Raw genomic sequence first — 15,379 nt, 5'->3', positions numbered from 1 at the left:
AAGCATAAATGCCTTGGCATACACCACGGGAAACAACATCGTATTTGGCCATGGGCAATACCAGCCTGAGTCGGATAGCAGTAGAAGGTTGATAGCACATGAGCTGACGCATGTAGTGCAGCAGGTAGATGCAGGAGGAAACCGTGCTGTCCAACGGCAATCCGCCGACGCTAATATTGAACGAAGATATGGATTAGGTATGCGTAACCGGTTTGGATTGTTTGATGTGGAATTAAACCGGGATACCAAAACATTGACGCTAATAATGCGCGTCAGATTCAATTTTACCGGTGCTTGGCCATCAGTCGGTGATCAGCAAACCTGGATAACAGATTTTATCAGGCACGTCCAAGACCGTTGGAGTTATCGTTTTTATCTAGTTCCAATGGATATATGTTTAAATGCACATGATACATTTTTTGCAAGGGTGAATGTAATTTCGGTGACAGGCGATCAACATTACACGATTGATGTTGATGCAGCTTCCAGGCGGAGCACTGTCAATTCCAGCAGTCGTACTGCTCGATTAGATGCATTAGACAATGATATGGTGACACGTAATAGACTTGGTCAGGATTTTCAGCAGCGACCATCCGAACATGAGTTTGGACATATGCTTGGCTTACCGCATATTGAATGTGACCCAAGTACTGGCGTCTGTTCCGCAGGTGACCAGTATGGGGACACCATTGCTGAACGGAGTGACATTATGGGTTCAGGGTGGATTGTTTCAGAACGAGATTACACACCATTTACCACAGCGATGTATTACTTCACCGGATGTAACTGGCGGGCGTCACATACCCGAGTTTATCCTATTGGAGACTATCCATCGCCTTCTTCAGTCTCTAATATGGCTTAACGAGTAAGATATGCAATACGATAGCTCACAACGGATTCCCATGTCAGCACAGGTTACTCCATTACTTGGCCTATCTAGCGGTGCAGGTGTGATGCCTTTTTTTCAACCAAGACTTCTTACTCCTGCAACAGGTATCCAACGTAATCCACAACCAAGAACAACAACGTCATCGTCTCCCACCCATCAAAGGCAGCCCAATCCTTTGTTCAGGTCGATACCGGAGGGAATTATAAGCCGTGTAGAGTTTGACCAATATCTTATGGGTTATTTTGGGGTACAAGATGTTCATACAGGCACACAAACCGAACAAGAAGAGGCTTTGACACGCCATGGTGGTTCTACAACCTCCATTCCCAACTGGCAATCGTGGGACCCTGGGGCATCCTCAGCGGATTACTCCCATATCATCAGGGCAATAGAGGATGTTGCGGAAACTTTTGGAACGATCCCGACCATTCGCACGGTGGTATTTTTCAAGATAAGTTATAAGCCCAATGCTACTGGCATGGGAGTTGCTGAACCCGGTGTAGGAGCTTCGTTTGGTGCAGGTCGGTTGACCATTTATGAAGCGTTCTCTCGAAGTCGGGCTTTCCCAAATGCGAGGAGTGACGCCAGTGGCACTTACCCGGCTGTGGGAGTTGTTCTTGCTCCTGCTACGGGAGAAACACCAGGGGCACCTCGGCCGTATCAATCGCGTGAGTACAGTCTACGCGAGAACATCGTGCATGAATTGGGCCATGGTATAGCCGAAGATGCATTGCGTGCCGACCCTGATGTATTCACCAAATTCCACCGTGCTGTGGGATGGGTCGGTGGGCAATTATTTGACATTGGCCAACCCGCCGTTGCCAATGCCATTCTCACAGACACCCTTCCCCCAAGCCAGTATCAAATACAGGCCAATGATTGGAACAACCCCCAATGGATAGAACAACCGATGTCATACTATGCAGTTGACGATGGGCCGGGGGAAGATTTTGCGGAGGCGATTTCGGCGTTTGTTTATGCGCCTTCCATACTGCAACAACGCACTCCAAATAGACACCAATTTATACTTGATAATATCGGGTTATGGACTACACGTATGCGATCACTGCCACAACCGTTGCAACGAGGGGACTTTCCATTGAATGAAGAAATTGGCCGTATGGCATGAATATTAGACAATTAAACTTTTATGCAAAAACCAATATTACAAGATGCGTTGACTATCTTACTGAGAAAAACGGAGCAGCTTGTCAATTTCCGGCTGTGTCAGTTTTTTGCCATTAGTGATGCCGTTCCAAATGAACAGGCGGATTTTGCCATAGGCGATGACGGATTTTATTGCTCAAACCTCTTGTTGCGATCAAGCGATATAGAAAAGACCATTATCATGTTGTCACTAGCTCCCCACCTCCATCCCGCATTCTACGACCGCATCATTCAGCAATTCCTGCCCAACGGTGGCGACATCATCGAGTTGGGCGGGGTGAAAAATGTGGGCAATCATCGAGGGTTTCTACCAACGGGTGAAACGGCATTATTTATCATAGCCGGGGATGACATGGAGAAACGAATCCATATTCAAAGCTTGTTGATGGGAGAAAGCCAATTGGTAAAAGAAGGAATTTTATCCGTAGAGTCTGTCAAAGAAGGAGAACCGCCAATGAGCGGGAAGCTGGTGCTGTCTCGTGAATGGCTATCCAAACTGCTATTAGGTAAAGAACAGCCCCCGGCATTTGGCCCTGATTTCCCAGCAAAGGCGGTAAGCACGCTATTGGATTGGGAGCATTTGGTTATCAGTGATAAAACGAGGGAGCAACTCAATGACATCAAGACTTGGCTTCAGCATAATACGGAACTCATCAGCAAATGGGAAATGCAAAAGGTCATCAAGCCGGGATACCGCGCTTTGTTTTATGGGCCTTCTGGTACGGGGAAGACGCTGACTGCCACATTGCTTGGTAAAGAATTTGATCGTGAGGTATTCCGCATCGATTTGTCGCAGGTGGTATCCAAATACATTGGCGAAACAGAGAAAAATCTTGAAAAGATATTCCAGCGGGCAGAAAATCGCGATTGGATACTGTTTTTTGACGAGGCTGACGCGTTATTTGGCAAACGCTCCAATGTACAGAGTGCACATGATAAGTATGCCAATCAGGAAGTATCATACCTGCTGCAACGCGTAGAAGACTTCCCTGGATTGGTCATTTTGGCTTCCAATTTTAAAAACAACATCGATAAAGCGTTCGTCAGGCGGTTCAATGCCATTATTCATTTCCCGATGCCCACAGTCGCCGAGCGTCTTAAGCTATGGGAAACTATCCTACCTGCCAAGGCCAATTTAGATAAGGACGTGCATATCAAGGAAATTGCTGAAAAATATGAATTGAATGGATCGGCAATTGTGCAGGTGGTCCATTTCGCAGCATTGAAAGTATTTGCCAGGCAAAACGGTGCCATCAGCAAAAAAGACATCATGGCCGGTATCCGTAGGGAGTTTGAGAAAGAAGATCGGGTGTTTAAATAACTTTTTCCAAGATGCTATTTGTCAGTCATTAATCCTCGGGTCTGTCTTTTTTTATACCCGAGGTACCGGGTTTGAAACGCGGCTTGAAGCCCTGGGGCTTTGAGGCTGGCGCAGTTGTTTCGGTGCCTTCATCCTGAGTGTCTTTATTTTCCGTTACCTCAGGAGGTAGTTTTTCTGCTGGTGATTTGGAAGTGGGTGTCATCCCAGCTTTGAACCGGGGTTTAAAACCTTGTGGTGCTGTCGCTTTTTTTGCCGTTTCTTCTTCTGGAGCTTTATGCTCGGTTTGTTCGGGAACCGATGTTTCAGAAGATTTCGCTGCCATCGGTTTAAACCGCGGTTTGAAGCCAGCGGGTTTGGCAGCGATAGTTGAAGGTGGCGGTTCTTTGGCAGACGGACTAGGTATCGCCGTTGACTTGGCGTTTATGGGTTCCCGTTCTTCCAGCAGGTACTCCTTGCGGAGTCGATTGAACCAGTACTTCTTCGTATGGTCGAAACTCTTTTCACCCATTTGGATATAATGGTCGTAGAATTCTGCATACAAATCGGGGTTGGCGCGTTGCAACTGCACCAAATCGATTTTCTTTTTAATGAAGAACTCCTCAAAAGTCATTATGCCATGTTGTGATATACCGCTTGCACATCATCATCCTCTTCGATTTTATCGATGAGCTTGAGCACTTCAACGGCATCGTCTTCTCCTACTTCGGTGTTTGATAGCGCGATACGTTCCAATTTGGCACTTTTCACTTCAATGCCCATTTCTTCGAGCAGGCGTTGCATGTTGCCAAAATCTTCAAATGAGGTTTGGGCCACTGCCACCTCATTCCCTTCTTCATCGGCTTCCAGGTAAAGCTCTTCCAATCCACCATCTATCAATTCCAGTTCTAGCTCTTCTAAATCCATGTCATCGACCACTGTAAATCGGAAAATAGACTTACGTTGGAAAATGAAGTCGAGTGAACCTGTTTTGCCCAATGTGCCGCCGGACTTGCTGAAGTAGCTGCGGATATTGGCTACCGTACGGTTGGTGTTATCCGTGGCGGTTTCGATAAGAATGGGTACCCCATGTGGGCCATATCCTTCATATACATGCTCTTCATAACCTTTGGCATCTTTGTCTGACGCCCGTTTGATAGCGGCCTCAATACGGTCCTTCGGCATGTTCACGGCCTTCGCATTTTGGATGGCCGTACGTAGACGTGAGTTGGCCTCGGGATTTGGCCCACCCTCCTTTACTGCGATGGCAATTTCCTTGCCCAAGCGGGTGAATTGCACTGCCATTTTTGCCCATCGCTTGAATTTGCGTTCTTTTCTGAATTCGAATGCTCTTCCCATCTATCTATTATTTTTAAGGTTTGTTAGCATATCTTCTGTGATGCTGGTCAAGTCGAATTGAGGTTTCCAGCCCCAATCTTGTTGGGCCTCGGTGTCATCAATGCTATTGGGCCAAGTGTCTGCAATGGCCTGGCGGGGGTCGTTTTCTACGTAAGTTATGGTAAACTCCGGCACCACTTTGCTGATTTCATTGGCCAGCATGGCCGGTGTAAAGCTCACGCCGGTAAGGTTATAGCTTGAACGGATGTTTACGGCATCTGTTGGGGCATCCATTAATGCGAGTGTACCACGGATGGCGTCGTCCATATAAAGCATGGGCAAAGCCGTATTAGCGGATAGGAAGCAAGTATATGTATTGTTTTTCAAGGCCTCATGGAAAATATGGACAGCATAATCGGTGGTGCCGCCACCGGGAGCCGCTTTCCAACTGATGATGCCCGGATACCGGATACTGCGCACATCCAACCCATAACGACTATGGTAGTATTCACAGATGCGTTCACCGGCCAATTTACTGATGCCATAGACGGTATTGGGATCCATGACACTATACTGAGGTGTATTCGCCTTGGGCGAATGGGGTCCAAAGACGGCGATGGAACTCGGCCAGAAAACCTTGTTGACGCCATATTTGAGTGATAGGTCCAACACATTCAGCAGGCCATTGATATTGAGATCCCATGCTTGACGAGGATATTTCTCGCCGGTAGCCGAAAGCATGGCGGCCAAGAGGTATACCTGCGTGGGCCGGTATTTGGTGAAAAGCACATGCAAGGCTTTCCTATCTAACACATCAATGGTTTCAAAAGGGCCACTTGTATCCGGCATCTGGGGTTCCCGTATATCGGAGGTAACCACCCGATGTTGCCCGAATTTTGCCCGTAATGCGATGGCCAATTCGGTTCCGATTTGACCGTTCGAACCAATAATGATGATTTGTTCTTCCATTGGGTGCAAACTTAGATAACTTGCCTTTCATATGCAAGTTACAAAAACGGCATATCAAAGCAAGTTATTCGCCATAGTCTGCTTTCGTTGGTACTCATGATTGCTTCGCAGTTATCGATCTCTCATCTGCCTTTGAGAACTTTCTTTTATAGATGAAACCTGCATGAGCTACCGCTCAAAAAAGGANTCTGCTTTCGTTGGTACTCATGATTGCTTCGCAGTTATCGATCTCTCATCTGCCTTTGAGAACTTTCTTTTATAGATGAAACCTGCATGAGCTACCGCTCAAAAAAGGACATGAATAAGACAGCTCATGCAAGCTTCATTGCCGTTAAAGAACAATTTATTCTAATGAAACTTAGCAAAATGGCAGTATTAAACCTAACAGGTTTCAAAAACCTGTTGGGTTTTCAATGCCTTTATAACTTGGTTGCCAATACAAAGCTTTTTCGGTACACTTTCCTCATACCCTGTTCATTATACACTTCTATCACGGCAATGTAAATGCCTACGGGTAGCCGTTGATTGGTGTCAGACAAACCATCCCAGATAACTGTACCGTACGTAGCCATACGCTGGTTTCGTTGCAACCTCTTTACTAATTGACCTTTATCGTTATAGATATCTATATTGGCCATGTTGCTGCTTTCCGGAAAGCTGTAGGTAATTTCCAGTAAATCTTCAAAGCCATCGTTGTCTGGAGAGAAGGTCTTGGATGTTAGAAAGATTCCCGCTGCCGTTGTTTCAACCTCGCCTTGCGAGTTTACATACCCTGGAGTAGCCCCACCTACCGATGTAGCGGCAGAGCGGAAATTGCCGGGTGCATCTGTGGCTTTGGAAAAACTTTGTCGCTCTAGGGAGACGCCTTTATGGTTGGTAATAAATGGCGACTGCATCGACTCATTATAAGTAAGGCGATCGATAATTGTACTCCGACTAATCAATATAGCTGTGCCAGCATTGTTATTGAATGCAGGCAACGAAGGCATTTGTATAAATGCATCCGGATAAGGACACTGGTAATGCTGTTGTATAATATTGGGATTGGTGGTCAAGACCTTGTAGGTATTGGGATAGAATAAGTGTTCATCCACACTCACCTGTCGATGGCCAGCTACTGACCCACTGCTATTGACATGGGTAAGGTAAAGATGTTGTAAATCAAAAATTTTGTTGGAATGGTTATAGATTTCGACAAAATCCACTCCTTCTGGTTTGGGATTGGAGAGAATTTCGTTGATTAACACATCGCCTTGTTGCATTTCATCAGGAATGAAAAATGAATGGCTGATGTTAATGGATTCTCCTGCGCAATCGACCAATTCCGTTATCCCCAAGATATATTCAAGTCCTTGGGAAAACGGGTGGTCATAATGCAGCAATATGCTGCGTGCGTCTATCAATTCTACCGATTGAGGAATGCCTATGCCGTGGTTCAACACATACCTGATGGGCATCATGGCAGTTTCGGAATCCAATGCACGAGAAAAGGTAATGGCGAGTTGTGAAGCTCCCTCCACCTTAAATTCCGTTATCCCCAGATCAATGCCAAAATCCTTGTCATATACGGAATTTTGAATACCTGGCGTTCCGCCGCGACTATCATTGCTGGCTATCCAACTGTCTTCATCGAGACAAAATGCATTAGGAGATATGCGTTCCAAACTCCAACCACCGTTACGTTTCTGACTGTCACGGTACCAAGAAGTGTTGTAGGCTACTTCATCGATAATGGTACCTTGTTGATTTTTAAGGATAAGTGTGGTGCCGGAATTGACCAAAGCGGGCCACGGCGAAATACCGACGACTTCGCCAAAAGGAGCAAAGAGAGCCGTATCTGCCGTACGGCAAAGGATAAGGTAACTTCGTGGTTGTAAAGTGCCTTTCGAAAATCGGTGTGTCGTTGTGAGGCTATGGTATGTCCAATCGCGTAGATTGATGATCTGGTCACTTTGATTATATAATTCGATGTATTCCTGTCGGGGAAAATCAATTACACCGTTCGGATTTACCATGATTTCATTGATAATGATGTCAAACGGTTGGGCCATGTAGCTGAACGAGGTGTGGCCTCGCCATTGCATGGGCTGGTTGGGGAATTGGCTGTGCGTAAAGGCATCTTGGATTTGAGCATTCAATAGCAGCGGAAAAAAGCTGCATAGCGAAAGTAATGTGTATTTCATTGGAATAAGTTGTTTTTCAATGAAGCAAGAACCTTTCCAACCGCGAGAAGTTTCCTGACAATCTGGCCTAGTAGACAATGGCTTCCGGATGGAGCTTTTTGAAATTCCTTGCCGGAAGATGAAAGCAAATTTGTATGTTTGCAGGCTTTAAAAATAAAATATTTTCTGTAAATTCTCAAAAAAACAACAAAAAAAAATGAAAGTGGCAGTAGTCGGCGCGACCGGGCTCGTGGGTTCGGAGATGTTAACTGTGTTAGCAGCGCGCAATTTTCCCGTAACAGAATTGATTCCAGTAGCTTCTGAGCGAAGCAAGGGAAAGGAAATCGAATTCAAGGGGGAGAAGTATAAGGTGGTCACACCCGATGAAGCCATTGCTCTCAAACCGGATGTGGCTTTGTTCTCGGCTGGTGGAGGCACTTCATTGGAATATGCACCCAAGTTTGCCGATGCGGGGATTACCGTCATCGACAATTCCTCCGCCTGGCGGATGGATCCCACCAAGAAATTGGTGGTACCTGAGGTAAATGGGCATGTATTGTTGGCCGGAGACAAAATCATCGCCAACCCAAATTGCTCCACCATACAGATGGTAGTGGTGTTGAAACCCTTGCACGAGCAATATACCATTAAGCGGGTGGTGGTATCTACCTACCAATCTGTGACGGGCACAGGTGTGAAAGCTGTGAAGCAGCTGAACGATGAGCGTGCGGGGATAGAAGGAGAAAAAGCTTACCCTTATCAGATTGATTTGAATGTCATCCCACAAATTGATGTATTCCAGGACAATGGATACACTAAGGAAGAGATGAAGATGATTAAGGAAACCAATAAAATTATGGGCGATGATAGCATCCGTATTACGGCTACCACGGTGCGAATACCAGTCATTGGTGGACATTCTGAGTCGGTGAACATTGAATTTGCAAGCGATTTTGATATTGATGAGATACGTGCTTTGTTGGCCAAACAAAGTGGCGTGGTGGTGGTGGACAACCCTGCCAATTTGGAATACCCCATGCCAAAGGATGCGCAAGGCAAGGACGAGGTATTTGTGGGGCGTATACGCCGGGACGAAAGCCAATCCAAAACGCTTAACCTATGGGTTGTGGCCGACAATTTGCGCAAGGGTGCCGCGACCAATGCCGTACAGATAGCAGAAAAACTTTTAGAAAAGGGGTTATTATAAACGAATAGATTCCTTATTGATTTATTGTGAAAGCATCCGCCAAGCGGATGCTTTTTCTTTTATTGGAAGTGCTTTTTTATTAGGGAATACCAATAAATTCAACAGAAAGTAAGGGTAAGCCATAGCGTTGTTGTCTTGTATTGAAAACAATAATGATTATGGAAAATAGAAATACCCGAAGAGCTTTCCATGCGATGATTTGCACGCTTTTGACATTAAGTTGTACAGCCGGTTTATTAGCACAAGAACGTCATGTGAATCCCGCACACATTGGAATTGTTTACCCTTTAAGTACGAATGGCAAGACGGCACCTACCGACACGAATAATTTTTCACTGCATTTGATTGCAGGAATATCCCAACAGGAAAATGCATTTTTAGTAGCAGGACTTTCGGGTATCGTTAGAGGAAATGCCTACGGGACGATGATTTCCGGTGTATTTAACCATGTAGGCAATGATGCGGAAGGTATACAAGTGGCTGGTATTTTAAATCATATAAAGCACCATGCCAAAGGTGTCCAAATAGCCGGGCTTGCTAATATCACAGGCGAAGCGAATGGACTACAAGTTGCCGGGCTGATGAATAGATCGGGTGATGTTACCACACAAGTAGCCGGATTGATTAATATCGCTAAAAAGGTCAAAGGAGTTCAAATTGCTGGATTGATTAATATCGCGGAGGAAAGCAAATATCCGATAGGGATACTTAATATTATCAAAGAAGGAGAGATGCAGATTGGGCTTACTGTAGACGAAGGAGGCAGCACATTAGTGGCTTTGCGTTCGGGAGGAAAGGTATTGTACGGGATTTTGGGTATAGGTTACAACTTCAAGGATGATGAGGCCCGCTATGTACTTGAAGGAGGTATAGGAGCACATCTGATTGCGGTAAAAGCGTTTCGAGTAAATGTTGAATTGGTAAGCATTTCAATGACCGATTTTGATGATCATACATACAACAAACACAGTTTTCGATCGCTTGCAGGTTACCGAATCACGCCTCGTGTTGAGTTATTCGCTGGTCCTACCTTCAATCACTTACTGTTTGATGCTGACCAACGTGACATTAGAAATGACCGATATATATGGAAGCGAGAAGGCAAGGAACACTTCAACGGACTCTTCATTGGTGGTATTGCAGGGGTGCAAATATCCCTTTAATTCAAGATAATTTTTATCCTGACAAAAAAAAACTAACACTTGTGAAAAAAGGAAAGTTTATCGATGTTTGTTTGTCATAAATCAATATAATCAGCATCATGAGACAAAAAACAAGTTTTGCCGCCATGGCCACCCTTGCCGTTATCGCATTTTCTTGCAATCAAGGAAGCCAGACTAATGAAACGGAGACAGCCAAAGAAGAAACGGCCAATGAATGGATTTCACTATTTGACGGCCAAAGCCTTGCTGGCTGGCATGGATTCAATAAAAGTGATTCTGTAGATAATTGGATTATTGAGGAAGGAGTGCTTACCTGCCTTGGCAAAACTGGGGGAAGCGATGTTGGCGGAGATATTGTTACCGACGCCTCATTTGGCAATTTTGAGTTGGAATGGGAATGGAAAATATCCGAAGGAGGCAATTCAGGCTTGATGTACCATGTAGTAGAAGATCCGAAATATAAAGCACCTTATGAAACAGGTCCCGAATACCAATTGATTGATGACATTGGTTTCCCCAGTACGTTGGAAGACTGGCAACAGGCGGGGGCCAATTATGCGATGAATCCAGCAGATAATGCCAAAAAGGAACTTAAACCCGTGGGTGAATGGAATACCAGCAAAATCGTGTATGACGATGGTCATGTGGAACACTGGTTCAATGGGCAAATGGTCGTGGAATTTCAAGAAGGTACCCCAGCATGGGAAACAGAAAAGAATGAAGGCAAATGGAAGGATTTTCCCGATTATAAGATTGCCAACCAAGGCAAAATAGCGTTACAGGATCATGGCGACCAAGCTTGGTTTAGAAACATACGGATTAAGGAATTGCCATAGCTATTTTAGTTGATGCGTGCCCTCATTATTATAGATGTTCAGTATGATTTCCTCCCTGGGGGTGCTTTGGCTGTGCCTAACGGAGATGAAGTCATCAAGGTGATAAATCGGGTGCAGCAGGATTACGACTTGGTAGTCGCTACGCAAGACTGGCATCCCGTGGGCCATGAAAGCTTTGCCTCGGCTCATACAGGTACAAAGCCCTTTGAAACCATCGATCTAGCAGGGCTGGAACAAGTGTTATGGCCCGACCATTGTGTGCAGGGGACAGATGGGGCACAGCTCAGCAATCAATTGGATACACGCCGTATTGAAGCCATCTTCCGTAAAGGTATGGAGCCAACTATTGATAGTTATAGTGGTTTTTTCGATAATGGTAAACGGAAAAATACAGGCTTGGCGGGCTACCTGCGTGATAGGGGAGTGACTGCCGTTTCCCTATGTGGGCTTGCCGCTGATTATTGCGTGCATTTCACGGCCATGGACGCCTTGCAATTGGGGTTTGGCACCGATATCATTGAAGATGCAGTGCGTGCGATTGACGAACGCGCTTATACCACCAAGAAAGCTGCTTTCCTCCAACTTGGAGGGAAGCTCAATGGGTTATAGCCTACTACTACGACGACCCTGTGGCCCTCCACCTCCTCCAAAGTGTCTTAAGTTATAGGTAAAACCGAGCAGGAAATAGCGCTGCAATGTATTATTCTGCGTATCTTGGATATACCGTTCACTGATACTACGATTGACATTGGTGTTTTGATTGAGTAAATCATAAGCCGACAACGTGATTTCAGCCTCTTCCCGTTTGAATAGTTTCTTCCCAATGGAGGCATTCCATAAGGCAAACTGCTGGTCGTAACCTTCGGCCAAACCCTGGTTGTAATTATAGTAGATTGAGGACGCGACGCGCACCCCTTTCCAAAAGGTATATGCGATGTCATTGCGGATAATCTGGTTGTAATAATTGTAACTCAAATCCGCATTGGAATTATTTCGCGCAATACTGTAATTCCCAGCATAGCTCAGTCCAACCACCAAGTGTTGCCCAAAGCGACTGTTTATACCGATGCGTTGGTTGATGCCATACGAATTGGAATACGTTTCCGCCTGATTGATCAGGCCAATATCATGGTTGTGATAAACGTTTGTGCTGAGATTAAGGTTTATTTTTAACGATTTGATTGGGGTGCCATATGTGGTATTGGCACGCACTTCGTAATATCCATCGATGTTTTCCGGCCGTGTGAATTGCCCCCCTGCACCCAGTAATACGTCGGGCGCAATGAGCGTATCGGCATTGGCGATATAAGTAGAGTTTACAATATGGTTATTAGCAAACTCGGCATTTAGGTTGGCAGAAAAATTACTGCCAGACTCACGGTTTACACGATTAAAACGGAGATTGAATCGGTGTCCATATTCTTGCTTCAAATTGGCATTCCCCGTGCGTATATTCAGGGGGTTTTGGTTGTTTATTACATCCTGTAATTGGTTGATAGAGGGAGCGTTTGTAGCCGTGTTATAGCTGATGTTGAGCCTCTTATCGCGCGAGAAGCGATAAGTGAAATCGGCACTAGGTAAGTAACTCGTGAAGTGGCTTGCCGTAACAATAGTATTCGGAAATGTGCGATTGTTGTTTATCCGCGCATCTTGGAAATCCATACCGATATCGAAACTGAAAGAATCGCGCTTTGCAATTTGATAAGATAGGCCGCCACTGTGATATGTATAGTCGTTTCTAAATTCGTTTGATAAACGGGTATTGAGCTCACCCAATTGCCCGGTTTCGGCTAAAAATTCAAAAGTTTCCCTATTAGAATAGTTGGCTGTATTGCGGAGACTGTAATTGGCTTGGATGCGGCCGTTTTGTCCTAAGGGCTCCGTATAGGCCAGCCTACCGGTGATGCCATTGCCATAGCCATCTGTGTTACTTTGGTTGCTCACCGTATCTACGCGGGTCAATGTCTGTTCTTTAAAAAATTCATTAAGTGAATAGGTCTGCGCCAGCGCCTCGTTGCTATTGGCCGAACCATTTGCACTTAAGGAGACCGTTCGCCCCGGTTTGCCTAATCGTAGACGGTAGTCGAAGCTTCCACTGAAATTGAAATTGAAATTTTCATTGTCATTATTGCGTATTGAAGCATTCACGGGGTCGTTGTTTGCCAATGCGGTGCTGTTGTTGGAAAAAGAATTGCGATTATTCTGCTGGAACGAAAGATTGGGCCTGAAATCGATACGTTGGTTGGAATCAATATCAAATCTGATACGCATATTGGTGCGGTGGCTGTAATTCACACTACCTGATTCCACGTTTTGGGTATTGAACTGATTTGCATTGGTCCCGATGAGGTATTCACGGTTGGTGAGGCTGTTAGTCGTATTGTTCGTGGAGCTGAATGAATAGTTTGCATTGAAATCCAAGCGTTCGTCTAGCCATTCGTTGTTGAAGTTGGCTGATATGTTGTTTGTATTGTTGATGCCACGTCCTCCGCCGGCACCCGAAGGACCGTTACGGTCTCTTCCGCCGCGGTTATTGCGTCCACCACCTTGCCCATCGCCACCTGCGAGGCTTGCCATGGAAAAATCTGATTGATTGATGTTGTTTGCCACCGCAAAGATGGTAAGTCGCCTATCACCATTGAAAATACTCAGGTTACCGCCGGTATTATAGCGCTCGCTGGCGCCATAGCCGCCAGTCGCCCTGCCAAAGTAGCCTTTCCGACGATCAGCACGGGTCACGATATTGATGACTTTACGACGTTGCCCATCGTCAAATCCCGTAAACTGTGCTTGCTCACTTTGTTCGTCAATAATTTGTATTTTGGAGATGATATCCGCGGGAAGTGTTTTCAACGCGATCCGTGGATCTGTGCTGAAAAATTCTTTGCCATCTACTATAATGCGCTGCACATCCTCCCCCTGGGCCTTTACCCGACCTTCTTCATCGATTTCAACCCCAGGAATCTGCATCACCAAAGCATCCGCATCGGCGTAAGCCTCTGTGCTGAAAGCGCTGGCATCAAACTCTGTGGTATCGCCTTTTAGTACCGCCATTGGTGGGGCGGCGATGGCCACTTCATCCAACGTACGGTATTCAGGCAATAATGGGATAGTAAGGGATTGGAGAGTTGTTTCAGCCTGTATTTGGATATTCAGGTAAGTTGGTTTATATCCAAGGAAATTTATTTGCAGGCGATAGTTTCCAGGTAGCATGGGTTTAAGCTGGAAACGGCCGCCGGCCGTCGTAGCGCGCTGGTCAACTAATGAATCCTTGGCGACGAACAAGCGAATGTTGGCCCCCTGTAGCCCAATGTTGTCAGCACTGTCTATCACTTGCCCCCGGATTACCTGTTGTGCCATTGCCGTAAAGGAAAAGAGCATAAAAGCCAACGGCAAGAAGGCATGCTTATAATGGTTGTTCATGTATGTTTTAGTATCTGTGAACAGTTCAATAAGTTAAGATAGCATATGGAGGCGATGGTTTAATCGTAAAGGTAATGTTACAACTTGGTTTCCTAAGCCGGTAAACTGATAATTCGTTAAGCGGAATCCGCATCATATCCCTTTATACCTCGCTAATCGAAAAAGAGGGTTGGCTCGCTTAGTCTTGCAAAGAACGGAAGCAATTGCTCCTTATGACGCGTGTCATAAGCAAAAGAATAATATATTTGTAGTGGATTTTGCATAGGCCCATCATGAAGCAAAAAGCGGAGAGTAGAAAGGAAAAAATAATGAAGGAGGCGCTCTTGCTATTTGCTGAAAAGGGCTACATCGATACCTCCACTAAAATCATTGCGCAGCAAGCTGGAGTATCTGAAGCTCTTATTTTCAAGCATTTTGGCAATAAAGACAACCTATTATTCCACTTGATCAAGTCAGGGTACAGGCGAGTATTGCAGCATCACAAAGGAATGATAATCTATCGGGATGCCAAGAGCTTTCTCCGGAGCATGATTAACTTGCCGAAAGAGCTAGTCAATGAAGAGCCTTTATTTTGGAAGCTGCAGGAGCGGCTCTCACACCATGAATTTTCGAAACAGCAGCATGAACTTTTTATGAAACCGGTGTATCCCATTATCAATAAGGCTTTTGCGGAGTTGGGATATGAGAACCCAGAACTGGAAACACAATTGCTTTTATTGGTTATTGAAATCCTTTGGAAAAAAGAGGCCAATGGTGAACTGAACCATTCTGCTGAACTGACTAGACTATTGGAAGCCAAGTATGGGCTATAGTACATGGGGATGCAAAAAACTGCAACAATATTATGCAATCATGCATAAACACGCATAAATAATACTTAATATTGGCCTTGAATTCCGATAATTAGCCATCGGTATTGTTTTTGTAA

The 15,379-nt window shown here is 45.3% G+C and carries 13 protein-coding genes and 1 pseudogene; 8 read left to right on the top strand and 6 right to left on the bottom strand.

Features of this window, described 5'->3' with window-relative positions:
- The 3 genes from NF543_RS02670 to NF543_RS02660 form a co-directional block, all read left to right on the top strand.
- A partial coding sequence (locus tag NF543_RS02670; RefSeq protein WP_257666543.1) for an eCIS core domain-containing protein occupies nt 1-862 on the top strand: 862 nt, incomplete at its 5' end.
- A gap of 10 nt (nt 863-872) precedes the next feature.
- On the top strand, nt 873-2,018 hold the full coding sequence (locus NF543_RS02665) for an amidohydrolase family protein (RefSeq protein ID WP_257666542.1): 1,146 nt from the start codon (nt 873-875) through the stop codon (nt 2,016-2,018).
- A gap of 21 nt (nt 2,019-2,039) precedes the next feature.
- Nucleotides 2,040-3,377: an ATP-binding protein gene (locus tag NF543_RS02660; RefSeq protein ID WP_257666541.1), complete on the top strand. Its 1,338-nt coding sequence runs from the start codon at nt 2,040-2,042 to the stop codon at nt 3,375-3,377.
- Between the two features lie 28 nt (nt 3,378-3,405).
- On the opposite strand, the gene NF543_RS02655 is transcribed toward NF543_RS02660, so the two are convergent.
- The 4 genes from NF543_RS02655 to NF543_RS02640 all read right to left on the bottom strand — a co-directional run bounded on the left by NF543_RS02655 (nt 3,406) and on the right by NF543_RS02640 (nt 7,843).
- Nucleotides 3,406-3,987: a hypothetical protein gene (locus tag NF543_RS02655; protein WP_257666540.1), complete on the bottom strand. Its 582-nt coding sequence runs from the start codon at nt 3,985-3,987 to the stop codon at nt 3,406-3,408.
- Nucleotides 3,987-4,712: a YebC/PmpR family DNA-binding transcriptional regulator gene (locus NF543_RS02650; RefSeq protein ID WP_257666539.1), complete on the bottom strand. Its 726-nt coding sequence runs from the start codon at nt 4,710-4,712 to the stop codon at nt 3,987-3,989. The genes NF543_RS02655 and NF543_RS02650 overlap by 1 nt, the downstream gene beginning before the upstream one ends.
- Nucleotides 4,713-5,660 carry an NAD-dependent epimerase/dehydratase family protein gene (locus NF543_RS02645; RefSeq protein WP_257666538.1) on the bottom strand — a complete coding sequence of 316 codons (948 nt, stop codon included), beginning with the start codon at nt 5,658-5,660 and terminating at the stop codon, nt 4,713-4,715.
- Nucleotides 5,661-6,079: 419 nt separating this feature from the next.
- Nucleotides 6,080-7,843, bottom strand: a complete 1,764-nt coding sequence (locus NF543_RS02640; protein WP_257666537.1) for a lamin tail domain-containing protein — start codon at nt 7,841-7,843, stop codon at nt 6,080-6,082.
- Nucleotides 7,844-8,039: 196 nt separating this feature from the next.
- Between NF543_RS02640 and NF543_RS02635 the strand changes: the two genes are divergently transcribed.
- The 4 genes from NF543_RS02635 (at nt 8,040) to pncA (ending at nt 11,637) form a co-directional block, all read left to right on the top strand.
- Nucleotides 8,040-9,029 (top strand): aspartate-semialdehyde dehydrogenase, encoded by a 990-nt coding sequence (locus tag NF543_RS02635; protein WP_257666536.1) that lies wholly within the window; start codon nt 8,040-8,042, stop codon nt 9,027-9,029.
- A 158-nt stretch (nt 9,030-9,187) separates the two neighbouring features.
- Nucleotides 9,188-10,192, top strand: coding sequence for a hypothetical protein (locus tag NF543_RS02630; protein ID WP_257666535.1), 1,005 nt, complete (start codon nt 9,188-9,190; stop codon nt 10,190-10,192).
- 98 nt (nt 10,193-10,290) lie between these two features.
- Nucleotides 10,291-11,028 (top strand): 3-keto-disaccharide hydrolase, encoded by a 738-nt coding sequence (locus tag NF543_RS02625; protein ID WP_257666534.1) that lies wholly within the window; start codon nt 10,291-10,293, stop codon nt 11,026-11,028.
- Between the two features lie 12 nt (nt 11,029-11,040).
- Nucleotides 11,041-11,637, top strand: a complete 597-nt coding sequence (gene pncA / locus NF543_RS02620; RefSeq protein ID WP_257666533.1) for a bifunctional nicotinamidase/pyrazinamidase — start codon at nt 11,041-11,043, stop codon at nt 11,635-11,637.
- Here pncA and NF543_RS02615 read toward each other — a convergent pair.
- Nucleotides 11,632-13,605 carry an outer membrane beta-barrel protein gene (locus NF543_RS02615; RefSeq protein ID WP_373274987.1) on the bottom strand — a complete coding sequence of 658 codons (1,974 nt, stop codon included), beginning with the start codon at nt 13,603-13,605 and terminating at the stop codon, nt 11,632-11,634. The two genes, pncA and NF543_RS02615, sit on opposite strands and share 6 nt — an antisense overlap.
- Before the next feature lie 504 nt (nt 13,606-14,109).
- Nucleotides 14,110-14,388 (bottom strand): annotated as a pseudogene (locus NF543_RS25445) (carboxypeptidase-like regulatory domain-containing protein); the annotation flags it as partial.
- Nucleotides 14,389-14,723: 335 nt separating this feature from the next.
- On the opposite strand from NF543_RS25445, the gene NF543_RS02610 reads away from it, so the two are divergent.
- Entirely contained in the window at nt 14,724-15,263 is a 540-nt protein-coding gene (locus NF543_RS02610) for a TetR/AcrR family transcriptional regulator (protein ID WP_257666531.1), read from the top strand.
- Nucleotides 15,264-15,379 lie beyond the last annotated feature (116 nt).

This window comes from Parapedobacter tibetensis (genome assembly GCF_024704835.1).
GTDB classification, from domain to species: Bacteria; Bacteroidota; Bacteroidia; order Sphingobacteriales; family Sphingobacteriaceae; genus Parapedobacter; species Parapedobacter tibetensis.
The sequence above is the reverse complement of the archived record's forward strand: the minus strand, read 5'-3'. Positions and strand labels throughout refer to the sequence as shown.

Coding starts and splice junctions, on each gene's coding strand:
- NF543_RS02665 (WP_257666542.1), top strand. CDS start 873: ATGCAATACGATAGCTCACAACGGATTCCCATGTCAGCACAGGTTACT.
- NF543_RS02660 (WP_257666541.1), top strand. CDS start 2,040: ATGCAAAAACCAATATTACAAGATGCGTTGACTATCTTACTGAGAAAA.
- NF543_RS02655 (WP_257666540.1), bottom strand. CDS start 3,987: ATGACTTTTGAGGAGTTCTTCATTAAAAAGAAAATCGATTTGGTGCAG.
- NF543_RS02650 (WP_257666539.1), bottom strand. CDS start 4,712: ATGGGAAGAGCATTCGAATTCAGAAAAGAACGCAAATTCAAGCGATGG.
- NF543_RS02645 (WP_257666538.1), bottom strand. CDS start 5,660: ATGGAAGAACAAATCATCATTATTGGTTCGAACGGTCAAATCGGAACC.
- NF543_RS02640 (WP_257666537.1), bottom strand. CDS start 7,843: ATGAAATACACATTACTTTCGCTATGCAGCTTTTTTCCGCTGCTATTG.
- NF543_RS02635 (WP_257666536.1), top strand. CDS start 8,040: ATGAAAGTGGCAGTAGTCGGCGCGACCGGGCTCGTGGGTTCGGAGATG.
- NF543_RS02630 (WP_257666535.1), top strand. CDS start 9,188: ATGGAAAATAGAAATACCCGAAGAGCTTTCCATGCGATGATTTGCACG.
- NF543_RS02625 (WP_257666534.1), top strand. CDS start 10,291: ATGAGACAAAAAACAAGTTTTGCCGCCATGGCCACCCTTGCCGTTATC.
- pncA (WP_257666533.1), top strand. CDS start 11,041: ATGCGTGCCCTCATTATTATAGATGTTCAGTATGATTTCCTCCCTGGG.
- NF543_RS02615 (WP_373274987.1), bottom strand. CDS start 13,605: ATGGCAAGCCTCGCAGGTGGCGATGGGCAAGGTGGTGGACGCAATAAC.
- NF543_RS02610 (WP_257666531.1), top strand. CDS start 14,724: ATGAAGCAAAAAGCGGAGAGTAGAAAGGAAAAAATAATGAAGGAGGCG.